Annotated in this window: 19 protein-coding genes and 1 tRNA gene; 17 read left to right on the top strand and 3 right to left on the bottom strand. The window is 63.1% G+C overall.

Annotation, left to right across the window (positions count from 1 at the left end; translation table 11 throughout):
• Positions 1-758 precede the first annotated feature (758 nt).
• From OIU93_RS01205 to OIU93_RS01165, 9 genes are all read left to right on the top strand, one after another.
• On the top strand, positions 759-1,526 hold the full coding sequence (locus OIU93_RS01205) for a glycosyltransferase family 2 protein (protein ID WP_264268227.1): 768 nt from the start codon (positions 759-761) through the stop codon (positions 1,524-1,526).
• A complete protein-coding gene (locus OIU93_RS01200) occupies positions 1,523-2,482 on the top strand; it encodes a glycosyltransferase family 2 protein (RefSeq protein ID WP_264268226.1) in 960 nt (319 codons plus the stop codon). Before OIU93_RS01205 ends, OIU93_RS01200 begins: the two co-directional genes overlap by 4 nt.
• Positions 2,483-3,053: 571 nt before the next feature.
• Positions 3,054-4,580 (top strand): glycosyltransferase family 2 protein, encoded by a 1,527-nt coding sequence (locus OIU93_RS01195; RefSeq protein WP_264268225.1) that lies wholly within the window; start codon positions 3,054-3,056, stop codon positions 4,578-4,580.
• Complete coding sequence (locus OIU93_RS01190) at positions 4,577-5,383, top strand: polysaccharide deacetylase family protein (RefSeq protein ID WP_264268224.1); 807 nt, start codon at positions 4,577-4,579, stop codon at positions 5,381-5,383. Before OIU93_RS01195 ends, OIU93_RS01190 begins: the two co-directional genes overlap by 4 nt.
• Positions 5,376-6,416: a GNAT family N-acetyltransferase gene (locus OIU93_RS01185; RefSeq protein ID WP_264268223.1), complete on the top strand. Its 1,041-nt coding sequence runs from the start codon at positions 5,376-5,378 to the stop codon at positions 6,414-6,416. Before OIU93_RS01190 ends, OIU93_RS01185 begins: the two co-directional genes overlap by 8 nt.
• A gap of 229 nt (positions 6,417-6,645) precedes the next feature.
• Positions 6,646-7,359 (top strand): glycoside hydrolase family 16 protein, encoded by a 714-nt coding sequence (locus OIU93_RS01180; protein WP_264268222.1) that lies wholly within the window; start codon positions 6,646-6,648, stop codon positions 7,357-7,359.
• Positions 7,352-8,827, top strand: a complete 1,476-nt coding sequence (locus OIU93_RS01175; RefSeq protein ID WP_264268221.1) for a lipopolysaccharide biosynthesis protein — start codon at positions 7,352-7,354, stop codon at positions 8,825-8,827. The genes OIU93_RS01180 and OIU93_RS01175 overlap by 8 nt, the downstream gene beginning before the upstream one ends.
• Before the next feature lie 185 nt (positions 8,828-9,012).
• Positions 9,013-10,626, top strand: coding sequence for a hypothetical protein (locus OIU93_RS01170; RefSeq protein ID WP_264268220.1), 1,614 nt, complete (start codon positions 9,013-9,015; stop codon positions 10,624-10,626).
• Positions 10,623-11,036, top strand: coding sequence for a hypothetical protein (locus OIU93_RS01165; protein WP_264268219.1), 414 nt, complete (start codon positions 10,623-10,625; stop codon positions 11,034-11,036). Before OIU93_RS01170 ends, OIU93_RS01165 begins: the two co-directional genes overlap by 4 nt.
• Positions 11,037-11,212: 176 nt before the next feature.
• Here OIU93_RS01165 and OIU93_RS01160 read toward each other — a convergent pair whose 3' ends face one another.
• Positions 11,213-11,881: a TetR/AcrR family transcriptional regulator gene (locus tag OIU93_RS01160; RefSeq protein ID WP_264268218.1), complete on the bottom strand. Its 669-nt coding sequence runs from the start codon at positions 11,879-11,881 to the stop codon at positions 11,213-11,215.
• Between the two features lie 153 nt (positions 11,882-12,034).
• Here OIU93_RS01160 and OIU93_RS01155 point away from each other — a divergent pair.
• The 7 genes from OIU93_RS01155 (at position 12,035) to sufU (ending at position 18,279) form a co-directional block, all read left to right on the top strand.
• A tRNA-Gln gene (locus OIU93_RS01155) sits at positions 12,035-12,106 on the top strand.
• A 98-nt stretch (positions 12,107-12,204) separates the two neighbouring features.
• Entirely contained in the window at positions 12,205-13,677 is a 1,473-nt protein-coding gene (gene glmU, locus OIU93_RS01150; RefSeq protein WP_264268217.1) for a bifunctional UDP-N-acetylglucosamine diphosphorylase/glucosamine-1-phosphate N-acetyltransferase GlmU, read from the top strand.
• A 46-nt stretch (positions 13,678-13,723) separates the two neighbouring features.
• A complete protein-coding gene (locus OIU93_RS01145; protein WP_264268216.1) occupies positions 13,724-14,704 on the top strand; it encodes a ribose-phosphate diphosphokinase in 981 nt (326 codons plus the stop codon).
• A 305-nt stretch (positions 14,705-15,009) separates the two neighbouring features.
• Positions 15,010-15,585, top strand: a complete 576-nt coding sequence (locus tag OIU93_RS01140; protein ID WP_264268215.1) for a 50S ribosomal protein L25/general stress protein Ctc — start codon at positions 15,010-15,012, stop codon at positions 15,583-15,585.
• 22 nt (positions 15,586-15,607) lie between these two features.
• Complete coding sequence (gene pth / locus OIU93_RS01135) at positions 15,608-16,186, top strand: aminoacyl-tRNA hydrolase (protein WP_264268214.1); 579 nt, start codon at positions 15,608-15,610, stop codon at positions 16,184-16,186.
• A gap of 303 nt (positions 16,187-16,489) precedes the next feature.
• A complete protein-coding gene (locus OIU93_RS01130; RefSeq protein WP_264268213.1) occupies positions 16,490-17,833 on the top strand; it encodes a cysteine desulfurase in 1,344 nt (447 codons plus the stop codon).
• Positions 17,830-18,279 carry a Fe-S cluster assembly sulfur transfer protein SufU gene (gene sufU, locus OIU93_RS01125; protein ID WP_264268212.1) on the top strand — a complete coding sequence of 150 codons (450 nt, stop codon included), beginning with the start codon at positions 17,830-17,832 and terminating at the stop codon, positions 18,277-18,279. The genes OIU93_RS01130 and sufU overlap by 4 nt, the downstream gene beginning before the upstream one ends.
• 93 nt (positions 18,280-18,372) lie before the next feature.
• On the opposite strand, the gene nhaA is transcribed toward sufU, so the two are convergent.
• Together nhaA and OIU93_RS01115 are read right to left on the bottom strand one after the other, a co-directional pair.
• Positions 18,373-19,725, bottom strand: a complete 1,353-nt coding sequence (gene nhaA / locus OIU93_RS01120; protein WP_264268211.1) for a Na+/H+ antiporter NhaA — start codon at positions 19,723-19,725, stop codon at positions 18,373-18,375.
• A 274-nt stretch (positions 19,726-19,999) separates the two neighbouring features.
• Positions 20,000-20,497 carry a DUF2505 domain-containing protein gene (locus tag OIU93_RS01115; RefSeq protein WP_264268210.1) on the bottom strand — a complete coding sequence of 166 codons (498 nt, stop codon included), beginning with the start codon at positions 20,495-20,497 and terminating at the stop codon, positions 20,000-20,002.
• Between the two features lie 171 nt (positions 20,498-20,668).
• On the opposite strand from OIU93_RS01115, the gene mfd reads away from it, so the two are divergent.
• A complete protein-coding gene (gene mfd / locus OIU93_RS01110; protein ID WP_264268209.1) occupies positions 20,669-24,283 on the top strand; it encodes a transcription-repair coupling factor in 3,615 nt (1,204 codons plus the stop codon).
• Positions 24,284-24,331: the final 48 nt, after the last annotated feature.

The following is a 24,331-nucleotide window of genomic DNA, read 5'->3' as shown; positions in this document are numbered from 1 at the left end:
GTGGTTATCGTCCCATGGCCTGACTATTCTTTGAATTAGCCCGGGGAAGAATATTGGTTGGTTGATCGAATTACGTGCACTGGATTCGCGATTTCCATTCGAATAATACGCCGGGTATAGGCAGGCGTTAGCGTAAACCGCCTGCGTATTCAGGACTGGAGTCGGCGGTTGGCGATTGTCCATCTTGGGCGATCGACCCCCCAGCAGCCGTCGGCTCCTTGTCCTACTGAAGCGGCACCTTTATCCGGTCCCGGACAATACCTGTTGCTACCAACCGTTGAGCAGTTCAAGGCAAGAGCTCGTCGCCCGTCAGTCTTCGCCAATTTGCCTTGTGCGGTCGGCGAAGGCTGACGTCGATTCATGTACTCCCTCACTACAAGGCATGAGGTCCAAGATCGCGGAGCAACTTTTTCGGGTTGACATGCGGCCCGCTCCGAATAAGCCCTACCTGCGTCCTGTGCAGATCCAGGGAGCAGTCAACTTACCTCGAAAGGGAGTAGTGGGCTAGGTGAAACGCCGGGGAAAACGCCCTCACTAGAGTGCTTTTTACGCGTGGCCAACCCCGCTTTGGTGCCTAGCCTTGGGCTTACAGCGCTCACAGAATGCCTCGTCGCCGCGATGGGGATACTGCGCGCTTGCGTCGCTATTGATCGGACAATGCGACACCGCATCCACATTTTTGGGATGCAACTTTCCTAAACTACTTGGGGGTAATTTAGATGCGCGGATTACAAGGTGGTGCAAGCGTTTCGCTTGTCGTGCCCACGTTCAACGAAGAACTAAACGTGGGCCATGTGCTCGAGGCATTGCCGCCTGGAATAGATGAATTCATTCTCGTCGATGGGGGATCAACCGACGGAACAGTGGGGGTTGCTCGGGACGTCATTCCTGACATCGTGGTGATTCAACAAGCTCGAAGGGGCAAAGGCAACGCCCTCGTCGCTGGTTTCGCTTCGGCGAGTTGTGAACGGATCGTGGCCATCGATGCGGATGGTTCCATGGACCCAGCCGAAATTGCGGCTTTTCTTTCGGCCATGGACGACGGTGCGGAATATGTCAGGGGCAGCCGGTTCCTGCCAGGGGGCGGAAGCACCGATATCACGAGACTTCGGACATTGGGGAATCATTTCCTGAATGGCATCGCCAACGCTTTCTTCAGAACCGCCTACACAGACCTCTGCTACGGGTTCAACGCCATGACAAAGGAAAGCGTGGAGGCATTCGACTTCCCGGATCCTTTCAATTCGTCTCTTGGCCACGTTTGGGGTGACGGTTTTGAGATCGAAACGATGATGAGCATTCGTGCAGTCAAGGCGGGACTGAAGATCGCAGAAGTTCCAAGCTTCGAGGCGGATCGGCTCAACGGTGAAAGTAACCTGAACACGTTCCGGGACGGTGGCCGCTGTCTGCGCACCTTGATTGTCGAAAGAATGTCTGTTGCGCGGTCAGCGGGCGCTCCCGATTCGTTTTGGAATGCCCGAACAGCTGGGAACACCCTGCACCGGAGAGGCCTAGGCCAGGCATGAAACGTTTAGTTTCTGTTGTCATTTGTGCATTTACCGAATCACGCTGGAACGACTTGGTCAGGGCCAGGGCTTCACTGGCCTGCCAGTCGATGGAACCAGCAGAAGTGATCATCGTGATTGACTACAATCCACGATTGTTGGAGCGGGCCCGAGAGCAATTCTCGGATGCCGTGGTGGTCGCGAACACTGAAGCCAAAGGGCTCTCAGGGGCAAGGAACTCGGGAGTCGCCAGGGCATCGGGAGAAATCGTCCTATTTCTTGATGACGATGCCGTTGCGGACACGCAATGGGTCCGGTACATGACCGAACCGTTTATTCACTCCGACGTGGTTGGAGTCGGCGGAATGGCGCTGCCTAAATGGGATGCAGGACAACCGCCATCCTGGTTTCCCGAAGAGTTCCTGTGGGTTGTCGGTTGCAGCTATGTCGGGCTTCCCGCGGATGGCGATTACATCAGGAACCCTATTGGATCATCCATGGGATTTAGACGCGCGAGCATAGTCGACAGCGGTGGCTTTTCGTCCGGACTTGGAAGGATCGGTGCCAAACCTGTCGGCGGCGAAGAAACCGAGCTATCCATGCGCATGAGGCAACATTCGGCAAACCATCGAGTGGTGCTTTGCCGCAAAGCTGTGGTGAATCACCGGGTCACCCTGGAACGTCACCGGTTGGCTTACTTCATGAGGCGCTGCTATTGGGAGGGAGTGAGCAAGTCAGTCATAGTCAGGCGTCAGTCCGCCCGGATCAACGAGCACGCGGAAAGTCTGCACACGGAGAAATCCTACGTATTGACCGTTCTGCCTGCCGGGGTCAGTCAGGGCATTGGAGCGGCGTTGAGGAACCGTTCGCTTAGGCCGTTGGGAATGTCCCTGGCGATCGTAGGTGGACTCCTGGCGACATGTGTAGGTTATGCGCGTGGCTCGCTTGTCCCGGAACCTGTCAGGAATGTCGCATAGTTGCTCTGCCATGATGACCAAGGGTCCGCGATGTCCCGCCTGCGGGGACCGTCTGCGCTCCAAGGCCGGTCGAGGGGACGTTCGCGGGTTTCTCCGCCAGCGGCACCCTTGGCTGCGGCAGTTCGACAATGTGTGGTCGGCGCATCGTCAGGCCGTGTGCGACAACGACGATGATGCTGATGTGCAACCGAGTGGTGCCCGAGAGTCTCGCGTTTGCCAAATAGTCCAACCGCTCTTCAAAATTTGCCTGTCAAGGCGTAGGGTGCTGTTTCAATGGCGAACTAGTCTTCGCCACTTAAAACCACCACTGGGGGCGGCTGTGGTTATCTTGATTCAATGGCGGGCGACTCGATGCCCGGAGACAACGGCTTCGATCCCGAGCCCATTTCATGGCGGAACAGCCGCGCCGGCACTGACGGGACACATGACTGTTCTTTGGGATGCTTCTTGCCGCGCAGAGGGAGGTCTTTCCGCGATTACGCCAAGCGGATAAGCAATTCTTAAATGAGCACCCCGCCACGAAACAGCTTTGGGAGCTGGATCCAGGCGGTCGAACTTGGGGGAATAAAGCATGAAGTCGAAAACGAGCCCGAAAATTTTACCGGGCTACCAGGGACAATCTGAACGTCTGTCGCGGGGTCTTGGGCGTATCACTGACAGTGCGCGCGTGATGCCGGTTCGAGGCAGCCGTCAAGGGTTGAAATGGCCTCAAGGCGGAACACAGGGCGGCGCACAGGTCGGTACGGCTGAAATCGGTAGAGCGGCAGCCAGTGCGTTGTTCGCGAGCGTGTTGGCCGGAATGGCGTTGGCGACCACCAGCCATTTCAAGATACGGAAGTCTGGCGGGAGGTCCGCAGGGATCGGGATGGTCCTGCCGGTGCTGCCGTTGATCATCGACCTGAAGAACCCATCGGCAACGCTGGATGCGCTTGAATCCGGAGCCAGGTATCGGAAGGTGCTGTGCCTGCTCACCAGGGACGGCGACCCAGTGTCCAAACTGAGCTTCCAACTGGCCGAGCATGAAACCGTCACCCCGGCGGTGGTCCGTCAGCATTTGGCCGCGAGAGCATGGCCCGAAGCTGCCGGCGCGGATCGATCCACCTCGTCCAACCCGAACGTTTACCCGTCGGTCACCGTTGTCCTCGCGACGCGCAATCGCCCCGAACAGCTGGTGGAGTGCCTGGCTTCGATTGAGTCCGGGACCCTGAGGGCCGAGCGCATCGTCGTTGTGGACAACGCGCCGTCGGACGAGCGTACCGCCGAACTCATGGCCCTGCGCACCCGGCAAGACCCGCGGTTGGTCTATGTGCGCGAAGACAGACCGGGACTCGCCCACGCGCACAATGCCGCAATGCCGCACATCGCCACGGACGTCGTCGCCTTCACCGACGATGATGTCCTGGCCGACCGCCGCTGGCTCGAACGTCTGGTGAAGGTCTTTGCCGAAGATCCGTCCGCGGTCTGTGTTACCGGCATGATCGCTCCGCGTGAGCTTGACACCCTTCCGCAACAATGGGTGGAAGGCAACATGACCTATGACAAGGGCCTGCACCGGCGCGTCTTCGACGGAACCCGGGGCAATGCAGAGTTTCCCCTGATGCCGTACACCTCCGGAGCCTGCGGATCCGGGGCCAACATGGCGTTCCAGACAAGGTACCTGCAAAATGCCGGGGGATTCGAAGCCGCCCTGGGCACCGGAACCGTGGCGATGGGAGGCGACGACTTGGCGGCATTCCATGACGTCCTGGCTTCGGGGAACCGGCTCGTGTATGAACCGGCCGCGATCGTTTTGCATCCGCACCACCGAGACTATGCTGCGCTGCGCCGCCAGGTCTACGGATACGGTGCCGGACTGGGGGCGCACCTGATGCGCTGTCTCATGCACGATCCGCGCATGGTGCTCGCATTTGCCGGGAATGTCTCAATCCTGCGGTCGCGCGCAACCAACATCATGAACCCGCCTGTCGTCGCCGGGCTTCCGCCCTATCCAAGGGATCTGCTGCGCGAACACCGGCGCGGCCTCCTGTCCGGGCCCTGGAGGTACCTGCGAAGCCGACGCCACCTGAAGCGCCAGATCGCTGCGGGGGGAACACCATGAACACGGTGATCCCGATCCTGCTCTACCATTCCGTCCAGGACGATGCACCCGTGGGCTTCGGCCCTTGGGCAGTGACATGCAAGCTGTTCGCCGACCACATGGATGCGCTGCTCAGGCTCGGGTACACGGGGCTGTCCGTCGGGGAAGTGGTCAACCTGATCCGATCGGGTGCCGAAGTGCCGCCTCGGAGCGTTGCGGTGACCTTCGATGATGGATTCGCCGATTTCGCCTCGAATGCCTGGCCGGTGTTGAAGCATCGCGGATTGCCCGCCACCTTGTATGTGACAACGGGAGCGGTCGGCGGTCGCAGCGAATGGCTCGGGTCGGTGGGCGCCGGGGAACTGCCCATGCTTGACGGCTCGGCCATCCGGGAACTTGCCGGTGACGGCGTCGAGATGGGTGCGCACAGCGTGACCCACCCGCAACTTGACTGCATAGGACGGGAAGCCGCATCCCGGGAAATCGCCGGTAGCAAAAAGGCCCTGGAAGAACTGATCGAGCGGCCGGTGGACACCTTCGCCTACCCGCACGGCTATCACGACAAGGCAGTCAGGCAAATGGTCATCGAGGCCGGGTACTCCTCGGCAGCGGCCGTGCGCAACGCACTGAGTCATCCGCAGGACGACCCTTTCGCCCTGGCCCGGTATACGGTGATGGCCGATTGCAGCGTGGAACACCTTGAAGCGGTGTTGGCAGGCACGGCCGTGAAACGGGCCCGCCCACAGGAACGCTGGCGTACCCACGTCTGGCGGCAGGCGCGCCGGTTCCGTGCGTCAAAGGCGAGGTGGGGATCCAATGCTTGAACCAGTGGTGGTATCACCGGTTCCCCGGAAAAAATGGCGCAGCATGCTGGACGCCGACCAGGAGGCGCTACCCGACCACGCCCCCGAGTGGGTCGATGCGCTGACTTCCGGCGGCCGCTATCGGGACGCCAGCAGGCTCTACAGCTTTGCCGACGGCCGCGAATTCCTGCTTCCGCTGGTCCAACGTCGAGGACTTGCCGGACTGGGCGGATGGCTCCAGTCCTACCCACCGGGCTGGGGAGTCGGCGGCTTGGTGGGGGCGGAAGCGGATGCAGAAACGACTCGGGCGATCCTGCATGACCTGCGTAAACTTCGACTACAGCGCATAGGCATCTGGCCGGACCCGAAGAAATGGCAGGCGTGGGCCGATGCCGTCGACGAGGGGGTGCTCGCCATCCCGCGTCGTGCCCACGCAGTAGACCTCAGTGGCGGTGCCGAAAGCGTCTGGAAGGGCATGTCCCAGTCCTCGCGCCGCCACGTCCGCATAGCCGAGCGTGAAGGCGTGCGCATCGAAATGGGCCACACCGATGCACTCCTGCGCGATTTCTATGCCCTGTACCTTCTGTCAATTGACCGGTGGGCGGGGCAACAGCATGAGCCGCGGGCGTTGGCTCATGTCCGCGCCAAACGGCGTGACCCCTTGGGCAAATTGCAATTGCTGGCCCGACACCTGGGCAGTGGGTACCAGGTGACGATCGCATACGTAGACGGCAAACCCGCGGCCGGCTCGATTGTCATGTTGGCCGGTACCGCCCATTACACGCTCGGTGCCATGGACCGCGAACGGGTCGGCAAGAGCGGCGCGGGATATTTGGTGCAGTGGAAAAACATGGAACGTGCCTGTGAATTGGGGTGCACCACCTACCATATGGGGGAGTCCGGCGAATCGGAGGCCCTGGCACAGTTCAAGGAGAAGCTGGGAGCAATTGCCTACGACTATGCCGAGTTGCGATTGGACCGCCTGCCGTGGACCCGCGCAGATGCCGCCATACGCGGACTCGTAAAACGCCTGTTGGGATTCCGCGATGTTTAACAGGATCTGGGGAGCAGCGATTGGTGCTGCAATTGCACTGTCCCTGGTTTTCTCATTGGCCACCAGCACCCGCCCTCAAATCCTTGACACGGATTTTTCGCCGCTTGCCTCGGCGGTCGGAACGACGGGAACCAATGATTCCCCGAGGCAGGGGAAACCTGCAGATCCGGCGGGAGAAGCCGATCCGGGGGCATCCGTGGCGCCCGTCGAACCGGCCGACGATAGGATCTTGCTGGATGAACGTTTTGATGAAAACACCCTGGATGAGTCGATCTGGAATCGGTGCCATTGGTGGGACAAGGGTGGTTGCACCATTGCCACGAATAACGAGCTCGAATGGTACATGCCGGAGCAAGCGAAAATCGCCAACGGGATCCTGAACCTGACGGCGGAGGATCGCCGGGTTTACGACTCGGAGGGCAAACCGTTCGACTATGCCTCGGGCATGGTCACGACCGGACCCCCGGCATACGATAAGCCGGCGAAATTCGCGTTCACCTATGGAAAGGTCGAGGTCCGGCTCAAAATGCCGGCGGGCCGTGGACTATGGCCGGCGATCTGGATGCTTCCGGCAAGCACGGAACCGGTCCCCGAGGTCGACTTGCTGGAATTGCTGGGCCATAAACCGGGGATACTTCGGATGCGCATGCATCCAAAAAATGACGCGGAACGCTCGCTCGGCCATAAATACGCGGTCCCCGGCGGATACACGCTCACCGACGGCTGGCACACCGTCGGGCTGGACTGGACGCCCGGTCGGCTGAAGTTCTTCCTGGACGGAAAGCAGGTGTGGCAGCTGGACGACGAACGGGTTCCGGATGAACCCATGTATCTGGTGATGAACCTTGCCGTCGGGGGAGATTTTCCCGGAAACCCCGACGAGTCAACGGTTTTTCCCGCGACGATGAGCATTGACCACGTCCGGATCCTGAAAAATGACTAGCGAGAAGATCGGCATTGCCAGCTCGCTCAGGGCACGGTTCAACGATCCGTTACGACGCAGTGCCGATGCCCTCATTATCGGCACCGGACTCACCTCCGTGCTGGGGCTTGCCTTCTGGGCGCTCGCCGCCCGATGGCTCCCCACCTCGGCAGTCGGCATTGGTGTGGCACTGATGTCGACCGTCGCCTTGCTTGCCAACTTTGCAACCTTGGGGATGAACAACGGCCTGATTCGATTCCTGCCTGCGGCCGGATCCGGCACAGCACGGATCATCATGAGCTGCTACGCGTTCTGCGCCGGGGCCGCCATGTTTGCGGCAGGGATCTTCCTTCTGGGACAACCCCTGTGGGCCGAAAAACTTGGCTTCCTTCGCGACAACCCGGTGGCGATGCTTGTCTTTGTCGTTGGCACGGCGACATGGGTGCTCTACGTGTTGCAGGATCAAGTGCTCATCGGTCTGCGCCGTACCGGCTGGGTCCCGATTCAGAACGGCCTCGCATCCGTGTTCAAGATCGCCCTGCTTCCGTTGTTCGCCGGTGCCGCCACATGGGCAATTTTTGCGGCAACCATGATCCCTGCCTTGCTGGCGGTGCTTCTTATCACGGCACTGGCTCTGCGGTACGCGCGCCAAGCTGCGGCCCGGGATTCCCGGCCGGCGAAGGAAACGCGGGTTCCGATATCAAGCATTGTGCGTTTTGCCGCGTCCGACCATCTGGCAACCATGCTTTGGTTTGCGACCAACGATGTCCTGACATTGATCGTGCTCCAGGTCGCCGGAGCCGAAGCCAGCGCGTACTGGTACATTGCCAACGCCATCGGGGAATCGTTGTACCTGATCGTCAGCAACGTGGGAAGCGTCTTGATTGCCGAATCGGTACACGACCCGGCCCATGCAACTGCATACGCACGCAGGGCGTTGTTTCATGGCGCCCAACTGGTGGTTCCGGCCGCGATCCTAGGCATTGTTTTTGCCCCGTTTGTTCTGCGTTTGATGGGACCGCACTACGCGGAAAACGCGACGTCGACCCTGCAACTTATCTTGGCGTCGGCAATCCCGCACCTGATCGTAGGCATAAGCGTCAGCACGGCCAGGGTGCGCGGAAACATGCGCGCGGTCGTAGGGGTGTATGCGTTTATTTCGATCAGCACCTGGGTGGGCGGATGGTATGCCCTGCACACGTGGGGGCTTGCCGGCATCGGACTGGCGATCCTGATGATCCACAGCATCACAGCGGTGTTCCTGCTGATGACGGGGCGCACGGGCCTGTGGGACAACGAGCGTGGATGGCGTTCATTCGTCGATGGGGCCGGACGACTGCACCATTCACGGAGGACCAAACGCAAACTGGAGCGGACCGGACATTCCTCTCCCACTGCACACAATGCCTGCGGAGTGCCGAAGGCACGGGGCACTAACTGGCCAAAACCCTGGCCCAACACCATTGCGACTGCCGGGGAGCGGCAATGAAAACGCAAACCACATCGAGTGGCCGTCATGGGTCGAATATCCACGGCGAGGTCCCGGCAACACCGCCGGCAGCCCCTGGCACCGGGAGTGCCACGCACATGAGAAGCATTGCGTTGAGCTTGGCGATTCCCCTCGTGGCCGTGGCACTCTGGGCCTGGAGCTTCAGCGGTGCGGAGCCCCGTGACATGGGCGTCCTGGGGTTGCTGAGCCTGTTCACTCCCGTGACGGCGTTTGCCTTGGCGCTTCTCCTTGGAGGCTTCCTGGCCAGCCTGTACAAGGGTCTGCCAAGCTGGGTGCTCGGTATCTTCCTGGTCACCTACATCGTGTTGATCCACGGCACACCGGCGGTTTTATACGGCACCCTTCGCTATTCGTGGGCCTATAAACACGTTGGCATCGTCGAGTACATCCAGCGGCACGGATCGGTAGACACCACCCTTGACGCGGGGCAAATCTACCAAAACTGGCCGGGGTTCTTTGCCGGCGGCGCCCTTCTCACTGACCTCTCCGGGCAATCCGACGTGCTCCAAATTGCCTCCTGGGCCCCCGTGGTCTTCAACCTGTCCACCGTGATCGTATTGCGCTACGTCTTCAGGGGCCTTACACGGAACCGCACGTTGATCTGGCTGGGCCTGATGTTCTTCCTGCTCATCAACTGGGTGGGGCAGGATTACTTCTCCCCGCAGGCCGTCGGCTTGATCCTCTATTTGGCCATGGTCGGGCTGATGCTCAGGCCGATGTCACATGTGGCCATGATTGGTCCGTTTGCCGTGATCGTCGCCGCGGTTGCCCTCACCCATCAGATCACGCCCCTGATGATGCTGATGGCGGTTGTTGCGTTGACTGCACTACGACGCACCAATGCGTGGCAACTGCCGATCGTTGCGCTGACGGTCATAGCCGGGTGGGCCTTTACCGGGGCCTTGGACTACACACTTCCCAACTTGCGGGAGCTAGTCTCGGAATTCGGCAATGTCGTGGACAACGCAGACCAGACCCTCGAAAAGGCGAATGCCATCACGGGCACGGCACTGCTTGTGGTTTGGGGCGGCCGGTCCACCGTTGCCATCGCCGGCCTGTTGTCGGTCTTCGGCATTTGGTCGAACCGGAACAAGCAAGGCACTTGGCACCGCTGGGACGGCATGGGGGCGCGCGGCATCGCCGCGATCCTCATGCTGCTGCCCGGAATCTTGGTGTTGACCACTGGCTTCGGTGGAGAGGTGCTGTTCCGGGCGTTCCTGTTCGCTTCGCCGTTCATTGCCATACTCGCCGCCGAAACGTGTCTCCCGCGCGACGGCCAGGGCTTTCCCTTGCGAAGCCTCGTGTCTGCCGGTGTTGTCATCGCACTGGTCACTCCGGGGTTTCTGCTCGGCTATTACGGCAAGGAACAGCAGAACTACTTTCCCCCTGAAGAGGTTGAAGCCTCGAGCTGGGTATACACGCATGCGGCGCCCGGCTCCTTGCTCGTTGAAGGGAGCCCAAACTATCCGGCGCGTTTCATCGACTATGAGAAGTTCACATATGTGCCGTTGGACCGTGAACCGGAAGAATCGATTCGCGGGTTGCTGTCGGACCCTGCCGTCAGGCTTTCCGCATGGCTCGTCGACAGCAAATACACCGAAGGATACGTGTTGATTACCCGGGGCCAAAAAATTGCCGTCAACGCCGAGCAGTCCATGCCGGAAGGGAGCCTGGAACGGATCGAGGAGGAATTGCGGCAATCCGACAGATTTGAGATTGCCTATGAGACGACCGACGCCACCGTTTTCAGGCTTTCGGACGTGGGCAGGAACCAATGAGTGCCCTGCGCATCATTGGCACCGGGCCCGTCGTCATCGTGGTGACGATTATCTACATTGTGCTCTTGCTTGAAGTGGAAGCAGTCCGTTTGATCAGTGCCGTGGTTTTCTCTCTCTTCGTGCCGGGCTACGGGTGGGCTCTGCGGATGCGTCCGGGGGACGGGGGTGACACCTTGGCCATGGCCCTGGTCTTGAGCTTGTGCGCCACAACCTTTGTGGCGACGGCAATGGCCGTTGCAGGTTGGTGGTCACCCGTTGCCGGATTTATCAGCCTTCTTCTCATGGCTGCCGCGGGCTTTGTCCGTCTCCGCCGTGACGCGGGGGGCCGCGGGATTCGGGCGTTCCACGTGTCGCTGGGGGTTGCCGAACCCCGGGCACATGGAATCCACCGCCTCGGGGACAGCGATTAAGCGGTACTGATTCCTTACGGAGCGAAACTGCGCGCCCGAACGGGCAACAGATCCAGTGGAGTGCCAGGCGGGGAGCAACAAGTCCTGAACCATCCAGAAGTGCAGTCAGGGCCAACGATGCAGGCCTGCCCGACCACCACCGCTGGCAGGAATGTCACCTGGAGAATCCGGTCCGACTACTCCGCCGGCGGAACCTCGGCTGTCGGGGACTGCCGGGCCTGCTGGTCTTGGAGCGCAGGATCCTTGCGCAGGCCGGTCAACCCGTACCAAGCCAGGTTCACCACATGGGCGGCAACCGTGCGCTTGTCGGGGTGCCGGGCATCCAGCCACCACTGCGCGGTCATGGCGACCATACCCACGAGCATCTGCGCGTAGATGGATCCGTCCTCGGCGCTGAACCCGCGGCGTGAAAACTCGTCGGCCAGGATGTGCTCGACCTGCTCGGTCACCTTGGTCAGCAGGGTGGAATACGTGCCCTCGGGCTGGGACGGCGGGGCATCGCGAACCAGGATGCGGAATCCTTCGGTGCAGTCCTCTATGTAGGTCAAGATCGCGAGCGCTGCTTTCTCCAGCAACACCCGTGAGGAGTCGTCACCGGAGAGTGATTCCGTGATCCGCGACAGCAACTCCCGGTATTCGTTCGTGACCACTTCCATATAGAGAGCTTCCTTGGAACCAAAGTGCTCATAGACGATGGGCTTGGACACACCCGCAGCGCGGGCGATTTCTTCGATCGTGGTTCCGTCTACGCCCCGCAAGGAGAATAGCTGGCGTGAGATATCGATCAGCTGAAGCCGGCGTTGGACTCCGGTCATTCGCGTGCGCGGGCGTGCGGTGGGGCTCATAAGCAACATGGTAAGCACAGGAATGACATAAACCATGCCTAGTCACGGTGGTGTGAACAAAGGATGAACGTGCCGACGTCGTTCAAGTCGCATCGATGCCTACAGTCGTGGCAGAATAGTTCACTGTGCCGGTGAGGCAAGCTCAACGCACATTCCGCCCTGGTGTAATGGCAGCACCCCAGCCTTTGGAGCTGTGGAGTATAGGTTCGAATCCTATGGGCGGAACTCATCAATCATTGAAAATCCCGGTGTTTCGCCGGGATAGAATGATGAGGCCTGGCCCGGCCGGTCCGGCTAGCCAATGTAGCAGGGGAGTACCAATCTTGAGCGTTCACGCCAACGCACCAGCCGCTGTCATCGTTCTCGCCGCAGGCGCAGGAACCCGGATGAAATCGGCAAAACCCAAGATCCTGCATGAAATCGGCGGTCGCTCCATGGTGGGGCACGCCCTTGCCGCAGCTGAGGGGCTCGACCCCGAAACGCTGGTGGCGGTGGTCCGATTTGAACGCGAACGCGTTGTCGAGCACCTCCTGCAGGTCAAGCCGAACGTCGTCATCGCCGACCAGGATGAAATCCCGGGCACCGGACGAGCCGTGCAACTGGGCCTCGAAAAGCTGGACCCGGCATTGGAAGGCACGATCGTGGTCACGTACGGCGACGTCCCGTTGCTGACCACCGAGCTGTTGTCCGAGCTGGTTGCCACCCACGACCGCGAAGGCAATGCCGTCACGGTGCTTACCGCACTGCTGGAAGATGCCACCGGATACGGCCGCATCCTGCGTGCAGAGGACGGAACGGTGACCGGCATCCGCGAACACAAGGATGCAAGCGACGAAGAACGCGCAATCCGAGAGGTCAACTCCGGAATCTACGCATTTGACGCCGAGGTCCTGCGTTCGGCACTGGCCGAGGTCACGACCGACAACGCGCAGGGCGAGATGTATCTCACCGATGTGCTGGGCATTGCCCGGTCCACGGGGGGACGCGTCGCGGCCGTCGTCACGGAAGACGCCTGGCAGGTCGAGGGCGCCAACGACCGGGTCCAACTGGCCGCATTGGGCAAGGAAATGAACCGCCGCATCCTCGAAAAGTGGATGCGCGCAGGCGTCAGCATCATCGACCCGGAAACCACCTGGATCGATGTCGAGGTGGCACTTTCCAACGACGTGACCATCAAGCCGGGCACCCAGCTGCATGGAAGCACCGCCGTGGGAACCGATGCGGTCATCGGCCCTGACACCACCCTGACCAACACCCAGGTTGGGCGCGGCGCCAAGATCGTCCGCTCGGACGTCACCGAGTCCATCATTGCCGAAGGCTCATCGGTCGGCCCCTTCGCCTACCTGCGCCCCAAGACCAATCTCGGCCCCGACGCCAAGATCGGAGCCTTCTACGAGACCAAGAACATTGTCGTCGGCCGTGGCTCAAAGCTCTCGCACCTGGGCTACGCCGGGGACGCCGAAATCGGTGAATACACCAACATCGGCTGTGGCAACATCACCGCCAACTACGATGGCGTCAACAAGCACCGCACCGTCATCGGCTCGCACGTGCGCACCGCCTCCAACACCGTGTTTGTCGCACCCGTGAGCATCGGTGACGGCGCATACACAGGTGCGGGCGCCATCGTTCGCAAAAACGTTCCGGCGGGGGCCCTTGCCCTGACCGTGGCACCGCAACGAAATACCGAGGGCTGGACGATGTCCAAGCGTCCCGGTTCCCCCGCCGCGGAAGCCGCATTCAAGTCCGCACTGGATTCCGGCGTGACCGCGGAATCCGCGGACCAGGCCAAGTAACCCTCCACATCATTTCCGATCCCCGTCTGAGCGAGAAAGCGATCCCATGAGCGAACTGAGCCATAACGTCGATAAGAAGCTGGTGCTGGCTTCCGGGCGTGCCCACCCCGAGCTTGCCGAAGAGGTGGCAGCGGCCCTTGGGACCGAACTGCTTCCGATGAGTGCCTACGACTTCGCCAACGGCGAGATCTATGTACGCTCCGGCGAATCGGTGCGAGGCAAGGATGTCTTTGTCATCCAGGCCCACCCGGCACCGCTGAACAACTGGCTCATGGAACAGCTGATCATGGTTGACTCCATGAAGCGCGCCTCGGCCCGGCGGGTCACCGTCGTGGCCCCGTTCTACCCATACGCCCGACAGGACAAGAAGGGCCGCGGCCGCGAGCCGATCTCGGCCCGACTGGTTGCCGACATGTTCAAAGTGGCAGGTGCCGACCGCATCATGAGCGTTGACCTGCACACTGCGCAGATCCAGGGCTTCTTTGACGGCCCGGTCGACCACCTCTTCGCCATCCCGTTGCTGGCCGACCACATCCGCAATGTTGTCGGGGACGACCCGGTCACCGTGGTTTCCCCCGACACCGGTCGCGTCCGCGTGGCCGAACAGTGGGCAGAACGCCTCGGCGGGGCTCCGCTGGCCTTCGTGCACAAGTCCCGCGACCTGACGGTCCCGAACCAGGCCGTTTCCAAGACCGTCGTCGGCCAGGTCGCGGGCCGCACCTGTGTCTTGATCGACGACATGATCGACACCGGGGGAACCATTGCCGGCGCCGTGAAGGTGCTGAAGGACGCCGGTGCCAAGGACGTCATCATCGCCGCCACGCATGCCGTGTTCTCCGACCCGGCCGCGCAGCGCCTGGCCGAGTCCGGTGCACGCGAGGTCGTGGTGACCAACACCCTGCCGATTCCGGAATCCAAGCGCTTCGAAACCTTGACGGTGCTTTCGATCGCCCCCTTGTTGGCACGGGCCATCAAGGAAGTCTTCGAAGACGGCTCGGTCACCAGCCTTTTTGACGGCGACGCCTAGGAACCCGTCCCGCGGGACATCGGCTTGATGCCGGACCCCGATGCGGCTCCCACTTGGGAGCCGCGTCGGGGTCCGCTTCCGTTAAGGGTCCAGTCCTGAATCTTGCACGATTTCCCCCGGATGCCCGCGCCCTGCTAAAATATCTACTTGTGCCCAGGCGAGGGAACCCCATGCAAATGGGGGTCCGTTATCGACGAGGCTAGAAACGCACTACGCGTCCTTCTCCTTTGCAGGAATCGGATGATGATGCTTCTAGGCCCGAGCGGGGCAGGAACCAATTAATCATCTTCCACAAGGAGAACACCATGAGCAACATCATCACCCTCGACGGCGAACTGCGCACCGACTTCGGCAAGGGCGCCGCACGCCAGGCCCGCCGCGCCGGCAAGATCCCTGCAGTGATCTACGGCCACGGCACCGATCCGGTCCGCGTCCTGCTGCCGGCCGCCGCCACCACCCTTGCAGTCCGTGGCTCCAACGCCCTGCTGAACATCTCGGTTGAGGGCGAAGACACCGTCACCCTGGTGAAGGACATCCAGCGCCACGCCCTTCGCCAGACCGTTGACCACCTTGACCTCCTGATCGTCAAGAAGGGCGAAAAGGTCATCGTCGAGGTTTCCGTCCAGATCCAGGGTGAACTCACCGCCGGTTCGACCCTGTCCCTGGACCACGCGGTCATCGCCGTCGAAGCCGAGGCAGTCGCCCTTCCGGAGCACGTTGTTGCCAACGTCTCCGGCCTGACCGCGGGAACCCAGATCCTCGCATCGGACCTGATCCTGCCGGAGGGCACCGCCCTGGCCATCGAAGGCAGCGTCGTCGTTGCTACGATCGATGCCGCAGTTTCGGAAGCAGACGAGGAATCGGCAGCTTCCGCCGAGTAATTATCTCGATATTGGTTGTCGCATGACTAGCGAAACCTGGCTCGTAGCCGGGCTCGGAAACCCCGGGCCCGGCTACGCGCATAACAGGCACAATGTTGGCCAGATGGCCGTCGACGAACTTGCCGCGCGCATCGGCGGAAAGTTCAAGACCCACAGCTCCCGGGCGCAAATCCTCGAGGGACGCATGGGCATTGGCGGGCCCAGACTCGTTCTGGCGAAGCCGATGACCTATATGAACCTCTCGGGCGGACCCGTGGCCAATCTGGCAAAGTTCTTTGGCATCGATCCCGCACACGTCATTGCCGTGCACGACGAGATCGATATTCCCTTCGACACCGTGAAGCTCAAGCTCGGGGGTGGCGAAGGCGGCCACAACGGGCTGCGAGACATTTCCAAGGCCCTGGGCACCAAGGACTATTTGCGGGTGCGAGTGGGCGTGGGGAGGCCTCCCGGTCGCATGGAGACAGCGGATTACGTGCTCAAGGACTTCTCGAAGGATGAAAAGAAGTCCCTGCCGTTCCTGACCGATGCGGCGGCCGACGCCGTGGAGGAACTGGTGAATCACGGACTGGAATCGGCGCTGCGCAAATTCCACGACTAGTACCGGGATCCGTGGCGCTTCACAGCGAAGCCGTTCGGTCGCCGATTGACGTGCCATTATTGGTCCCAGGAACAAGAGGGGCCGAGTGGGCGTGGCCCCCTGAGGCCGGGGACCACCCCCAATCGGCTGCCGGCGACTTTTTTTGGGCCAAATTCCGGGCCGGGGACACATTGGTAAGGGTCGACTTATGTGCCATGAAGGCCCGAACGTGGGAGAATTAGCGAAGCAAATGATGCCGTAATCACGATCGTCCCACGGAACCAGCCGCACAGCGCGGCGCACAGCCGTTGCGGCGAAGGCGGCATGAAACGAACTTCGGAGGATCCCAACGTGTCCAGTGCATTGCCCACGACGCAAGATACCCTTCCCAAGGCCTTGGATGACATTGAAGTCTCGCGGCTGCGGGCAGACTTCCCCATCTTGGGTCGCAACGTCAATGGAGTGCCGCTGACGTATTTGGATTCCGGGGCCACCTCGCAAAAGCCCAGCTGCGTCTACGAGGCCGAACAGCACTACTACGAGAACTTCAATGCTGCAGTCCACCGCGGTGCCCACTCCCTGGCCGTCGAGGCCACGGACATCTTTGAGCAGGCCCGCACCGACGTGGCGCGCTTCATCGGGGCCAAGGACAACGAAGTGGTGTGGACTTCGAACGCCACCGAGGCGCTGAACCTCATCACCTACTCCTTTGGCAATGCCAGTGCGGGCCTCGGGGGAGATACAGCCCGTGCCTTCGCGCTCGGAGCAGGGGACGAAATCGTCGTCACCGAGCTCGAACACCATGCCAACCTGATTCCCTGGCAGGAGCTGGCGCTGCGTACCGGCGCCACCCTTAAGTACATTCCCGTCGATGAATCAGGCGCCCTGCGCATGGACCTCGCCGGCTCGATCATTACCCCCGCCACCAAGGTGGTGGCCTTCACGCACGTCTCCAACGTCCTGGGCACCGTGACCGATGTTGCGGCACTGGTGGCGCTGGCCCGCAATGTCGGCGCACTGACGGTCCTCGATGGCTGCCAGTCGGTCCCGCACCTGCCCGTGGACGTCAAGGCCCTCGACGTGGACTTCATGGCGTTCTCCGGACACAAGATGCTCGGCCCCACCGGCATCGGTGGACTCTATGGACGGGCCGGACTGCTTGATGCCATGCCGCCCTTCCTCACCGGCGGATCCATGATCACCTCGGTGACGATGGAGAAGGCCGAGTACCTCCCGGCCCCCATGCGCTTCGAAGCCGGCACCCAGAGGATTTCGCAGGTCCACGCCCTGGCCACCGCCGTCGCATACCTGCGCGAAGTGGGCATGGACCGCATCGCTGCATGGGAAGAGAACCTGGGTGAGCGCATGCTCACCGGCCTGGACGGTATCCCGGGGGTGCGCGTGTTGGGCCCTGCCCAGGGCGCGGCACGCATCGGCACCGCCCCCTTCGTCATCGAAGGCGTGCACCCTCACGACGTGGGCCAGTTCCTGGATTCGCGCGGCATCGCCGTGCGCGTGGGCCACCACTGCGCCCAACCACTGCACCGGGCACTGGGCGTTGTCTCCAGCACCCGGGCAAGCACCTACCTCTACAACACCACCAGCGACGTCGACGCCCTGCTCAATGCGGTGTCGGACGTGCGCGGATATTTCGGAGTCGGCAAGTGAACGATCTGGACCAGCTGTACCAACAAATCATCCTGGACCATGCCAAGGCCAGGCACGGCGCCGGGTTGCTCGAGGCTCCGGAAGGGGTGGCCCACGGCGAATCGATGCAACACAATCCCGTGTGTGGCGACCACATCCAGCTGCGTGTCCAGCTTGAGGGAAGCATCGTGAAAAATGTTTCCTGGGAAGGCGACGGCTGCTCGATCTCCATGGCCTCGGCTTCGGTGCTCAGTGAATTGGCCACCGGGATCGAGCGCGACGAATTCATGTCCATCCTTGAGGAATTCCGCGAACTCATGCGCTCGCGGGGCAGTCGGGCCGGGGACGAGGAAATCCTGGGTGACGGCGCAGCGTTTGCCGGCGTCTCCAAGTTCCCCGCCCGGGTCAAGTGCGCCATGCTGTCGTGGGTTGCCGCCGAGGCCGCCTTGCTGGCGGCCAACCAGTAGCTCGCACTTCACTTAAGCCGAAAGAGCCGGATTGGCTGCCCCTGGAAATTTCCGCGGGCAGCAATCCGGCTCTATCTGTATGCTGTGATTCTTCTAGCCGAGGTTTTCCGGCTTCTGGAAGATGTCCGGTATGCCGTCCTTGTCTTCGTCCCTGGCGGCTCGCTCGTTGACCAGGCGGTAGCGGCGATCGCGCGGCCGCAGCCAAATCGTGCCCAGGATGGCGGCCAACAGCGAAGCGGTCAGGATCGCGACCTTGGCGTGGTCATAGTGCGGCGACGCCAGGCCGAAGGACAGCTCGGAGACCAGCAGCGACACGGTGAACCCGATGCCGGCCAGGAACGTCACGCCCAGCAGGTCGCCCCACTTGGTGTCCGGATCAAGGTTCGCCTTGGACGATCTGGTAACCAGCCAGGTGGCGCCCATGATGCCGATGGGCTTGCCGAAGACCAAGCCGAAGACGATGCCCCAGAGCACCGGGTCGCCCAGTGCCGAGGCGAATCCCTCAGCGCCGCCCACTGCCACGCCGGCGGAGAAGAATGCGAATACCGGCACGCAGAAGCCGCTCGAGAGCGGGCGGAAGCGGTGCTCGAGCTGCTCGGCCAGGCCGGGCCTGTCGAGTTCGTCCTTGTTCTTGCGCAATACCGGGACGCAGAAGCCCAACACGACGCCGGCAATGGTCGAGTGGATTCCCGAGCCGAAGACCAGGGCCCACGTTGCGATGCCCAGCGGCAGCAGAATGACCCAGGGGGCCCACAGGTTCGCGGCAAAGAATTTCGGCCACTGGTGCGTCACGAAGGTATAGAGGGCGATGGGGGCCAGCGCCATCAGCAGGTAGGGCGGGTTCAGATCCTCGGTGAAGACGAAGGCGATGATCACGATGGCAATCAGGTCATCGACGACCGCGAGGGTCAGCAGGAAGATGCGCAGCGGGGAGGGCAGGTTCGAACCGATGACGGCCAGCACCGCAACGGCGAAGGCGATGTCGGTGGCGGTGGGAATGGCCCAGCCGCGCAGGGTTTCCCCGCCGGTGGACGCATTCAGGGCGACAAAGATCAGCGCCGGAACCAGCACGCCGCCAAAGGCCGCGGTCACCGGGACGATGGCGCGCTTCATGTCGCGCAAATCGCCAGCGACAAACTCCTTCTTCAGCTCAAGGCCCACGAGGAAAAAGAACACCGCAAGCAGTCCGTCGGCGGCCCAGTGGCCGAGGGACAGGTTCAGGTCGATGCCGAAGATCTCGAAACCGAAGTGGAAGTCACGAAGGGCGAAGTAGCTGTCCGATGCCGGTGAGTTGGCCCAGATGAGCGCAACGACGGCGCCAATGATCAGGACGAGTCCGCCGACGGTTTCCCTGCGCAGGATTTCCCCGATGCGCAGGTGTTCGGTATAGCTTCCCGGACCGAAAACCGTCTTTGGTTTCGGCGATGGTGTGGGGGATTGGCTCATGGTTCTTCTTCAATTCTTTCGGGGACGCTGAAGTTATCGCCGACCAGACTTCCCGGCACACCAGAGACAACACTATCGCCTAAGGGTGTCCCAGTGCACATCCGGCAGCCTCAGGAGACCAATGGACGCTTCATCTTGGGGCGCGTGGAGGTGCCCTGCGGCGGCAGCCTGCCCGAAAGACAAAGACCGGCGCGTGGCTGCCCAAGGTGGTCAGCAACGCGCCGGTCATTGTGCCAAGGTCCGGCACCCGCCGCGGCGGGCGAAGCCTCGGTATTTAGCCGCGTTCGATCCAGGCGGACACCTTGGCGCCCTGCAGCGAGAGTGCCTTGGAGATAAACGGCTCGGCGGCCGAGGCGATCTTTCCGCCCACGAACGGAATGGAGGAGGACACAGTGGCCTCCACGCCCAGGGCCGATCCCGCTTCGGTGGCCCGCAGGGATTCGGTGCCGGCCACCGATACCGGCAGGGAACCGACGGTGAGCTTCAGTGTTGCTTCCCGCGATCCGTCGGCGGCCGGTGCCGACCAGGACTCGACCTGGGTGACCTCGACCGTCTGGCCCACGAATTTCCGGGCCATTTCCGGGGCGCGGTCGGTCGGCAGGGTGCGGACGGTGGTCAGGGTGAAGGCCGCGGCGGTGTCGCCGGAAATATCGAAGCTCTTGAGCGATCCGCCGACCAGTCCGGTCAGGTGCTCGGCGAAGTCGCGGTCGGCCAGTGTGGCGATGACGGCGTCGGGGGCGTGTGTCAGGTCTGTGGTGGCGTTAAGGGCCATGGGGCAAAACTCCGTAAAATAGATTGGCCGAACCAATATTGATACAACCCCACCAGCGTACCGGGCTTGCCTGCCCGCGGCGGTACGCTTGAATGGCGCACCCCGGGACCCGGCATGGATCTCGGGTACTTGTGTTGTGCGCGCATCAGTCTTCGGAAAGGACCCCAGCCGATGGCGCTTCACGGCCTGCGCACCGCATTGCGAACCGACACCTCCTTTTCCCGCGTCAGATCCAATGCCGCCACCGGGTACGCCGCCCGCGCCAACGAGCTGGAAATCGCGGCCCCTTCCGGGATGCGAGCGGTCATCACGGCGGAAACCGTCGAGGCGCTGCGCTCGAAGGTCGCCGACGGGCTGGTGCTGGCGGTGACAGCCACCGGCCGCGAGACCGAGGAGCTGGTTGCCGCCCTGCACAGCTACCTCCCCGAGGCTGCCGTGGCGGAATTCCCCTCCTGGGAAACGCTGCCCCACGAGCGGCTCTCCCCGCGCTCGGACACCGTGGGCAGGCGCCTGGATGTGCTGCGCCGGCTGGAGACCAAGGACCCGACGCTTCAGGTGGTCGTGGCCCCGATCCGCGCCGTCATCCAGCCCCTGGTCGCCGGCCTGGGCAAGCTGGAGCCGGTCCACCTGCAGGTGGGCGACGAATACGAGTTCTCCGCCGTGGTCAGGGCGCTGGCCGATGCCGCCTATGCGCGCGTTGACATGGTCACCCACCGTGGCGAGTTCGCGGTGCGCGGCGGCATCCTTGACGTCTTCCCGCCCACGCTGAACCACCCGGTGCGCATCGACTTCTTCGGCGACGAGATCGAGGCCATGCGCTTCTTCTCCATCGCCGACCAGCGGTCGCTGGAGCACGAGGCACCCACCCGGATCCAGGCCCCGCCCTGCCGCGAACTGCTGATCACCCCATCGGTGATGTCGCGGGCGGCCAAGCTGCAGTCCCAGATGCCCGCGGCGCGGGACATGCTCGCCAAGATCGCCGGCGGCCTGGCGGTGGAGGGCATGGAATCCCTGGCCCCGCTGCTGGTCGATGCCATGGTGCCGCTGCTCTCGGCGCTGCCGGCCGAGTCCATCGCCCTGGTCATGGAACCGGAAAGGGTCCGCGCCCGGGCCCACGACCTGGAGGCGACCAACGCCGAGTTCCTGGCCGCCGCCTGGGCCACCGCCTCCGACGGCGGGGCCGCACCCCTTGACCTGTCCCAGGCGCAGGCGCAGGCCGCCGCGGCCGAGCTGGAGGCCGGGAACTTCACCTCGCTGGCCGCCACCCGCAGCGACGCGCAGGCCGCCAAGGTCTCCTGGTGGTCGGTGACCTCGCTGGGCACCGACGCCGAACTGCTGCCCGAGGCCGACTCGATCCGCATCAATGCCCGCGAGCCGCGCGGCTACCAGGGAGACGTCGCCGAGATGCTCGAGTTCATCTCGGGGCGCATCAAGGATGACTGGTCGATCGTGGTGGCCACCGACGGCCCCGGCCCCGCCCAGCGGCTGGCCGAGCTCTTCCACGACGCCGACATCCCCACCCACCGCATCGCTTCGCTCGACGAGGCGCCCACCCCCGGGCTCATCGAGATCACCACCGCGCAGGCCGGGCGCGGCTTTGCGCTCGATTCCCTGAAGCTCGGCTTCCTCACCGAGGCGGACCTCCTGGGCCGCTCCAGCGCCTACGCCCCGAGCGGGGCCAAGCGGCTGGCCGCCAAGCGGCGCAACGCGGTGGACCCGATGACCCTCGCCGAGGGCGACTTCGTCGTGCACGAGCAACACGGCATCGCCAGATTCGTTGAACTGATCGCCCGCAAGGTCGCCGGCGGGGCCGACGCCAAGCGCGAGTACCTGGTCCTGGAGTACGCTCCGGCCAAGCGCGGCGCGCCGGGTGACAAGCTCTTCGTGCCCACCGACCAGCTGGACCAGGTCACCCGGTACGTCGGCGGCGAGGCCCCGACGCTGTCCAAGATGGGCGGCTCGGACTGGGCCGGCACCAAGTCCCGGGCGCGCAAGGCCGTCAAGGAGATCGCCGGGGACCTGATTCGGCTCTACTCCGCCCGCATGGCCTCCCGCGGCCACGCCTTCGGAACCGACACCCCCTGGCAGGCGGAGCTGGAGGAGGCCTTCGCCTACGTGGAGACCCCGGATCAGCTGACCACCATCAACGAGGTCAAGGCCGACATGGAGCGCGAGATCCCGATGGACCGGCTGGTCTCCGGGGACGTGGGCTTCGGCAAGACCGAGATCGCGGTGCGCGCCGCGTTCAAGGCCGTGCAGGACTCCAAGCAGGTCGCGGTGCTGGTTCCCACCACGCTGCTGGCCTCCCAGCACCAGCAAACCTTCACCGAGCGCTACTCCGGCTTCCCGGTGCGGGTGAAGACGCTCTCGCGCTTCCAGACCGCGAAGGAGTCCAAGGACATCATCGAGGGGCTGAAGAACGGCACCGTCGACGTGGTCATCGGCACCCACCGGCTGCTCTCCGACACGGTCCAGTTCAGGGACCTGGGCCTGGTGATCGTCGACGAGGAGCAGCGCTTCGGCGTCGAGCACAAGGAGCAGCTCAAGAAGATGCGCACCAACGTGGACGTGCTCTCCATGTCCGCCACCCCGATCCCGCGCACCCTGGAGATGAGCCTGACCGGGATCCGCGAGACCTCCACGCTGGCCACCCCGCCGGAGGAGCGCCACCCGGTGCTCACCTACGTGGGCCCGCGCACCGACAAGCAGATCTCCGCCGCCATCCGCCGCGAGCTGATGCGCGACGGGCAGGTGTTCTTCGTCCACAACCGCGTCTCCTCCATCGACAAGATCGCCGCCGAACTGCGCGAACTGGTCCCCGAGGCCCGCGTCGAGGTGGCCCACGGCAAGATGAGCGAGTCCCGGCTGGAGAAGATCATCCAGGACTTCTGGGAGAAGAAGTTCGACGTGCTGGTCTCCACGACCATCATCGAGACCGGCCTGGACATCTCCAACGCCAACACGCTGATCGTGGACCGGGCGGACAACTACGGCCTGTCGCAGCTGCACCAGCTGCGCGGGCGCGTGGGCCGCGGCCGGGAGCGGGCGTATGCCTACTTCCTGTGGAATGCGGAGAAGCCGCTGGGCGAGGTTGCGCTGGAGCGGCTCAAGGCCGTGGCCGCGCACAACGAACTGGGCTCGGGCTACCAGCTGGCCATGAAGGACCTGGAGATCCGCGGGGCAGGCAACCTGCTCGGCGGGGAACAGTCCGGGCACATCGCCGGGGTCGGCTTCGATTTGTACCTGCGCCTGGTCGGCGAGGCGGTGGCCGACTTCAAGGGCGAGGCCGACGAGAAGACCGCAGAGATGAAGATCGAGCTGCCGGTCAACGCGCACCTGCCGCACGACTACGTGCCGGGGGAGCGATTGCGCCTGGAGGCCTATCGGAAGATCGCAGCGGCGACCGACTTCGCGGCGCTCGAGGACGTGCTGGCCGAGCTGGTCGACAGGTACGGGCAGCCGCCGGCGCCGGTGGTGAACCTGTTGGAGGTCGCCCGGATCCGCATCCGCGCCCGCGCGCTGGGACTAACGGACGTGGCGATGATGGGCAACATGATCAAGTTCGCCCCGGCCGCCATCGCCGACCTGCCGGATTCGCGCCAGCTGCGCCTGGCCCGGATGTACAAGGGCGCGGCCGACAAGCCGGCGCTGGGCGCCATCGTGATCCCCAAGCCGCAGACCTCCGCCATTGGGGGACGGGACCTGGTGGACGAGCAGATCCTGGAATGGGTCTCCGGGGTGCTGTCCAATATCTTCGAGGTTGAGGCGCTGCGCGCCAAGGCGTAGCCGGCGCGAAACAACGGGAGGCCGGGTTCCTGCCCGCCGATGGGGGGT

Origin of the sequence: Paeniglutamicibacter sp. ZC-3, from assembly GCF_025847175.2 — a bacterium.
GTDB classification, from domain to species: domain Bacteria; phylum Actinomycetota; class Actinomycetes; order Actinomycetales; family Micrococcaceae; genus Paeniglutamicibacter; species Paeniglutamicibacter sulfureus.
Note: the sequence above shows the minus strand (reverse complement) of the source record. Positions and strands in the feature narration are given on the sequence as shown.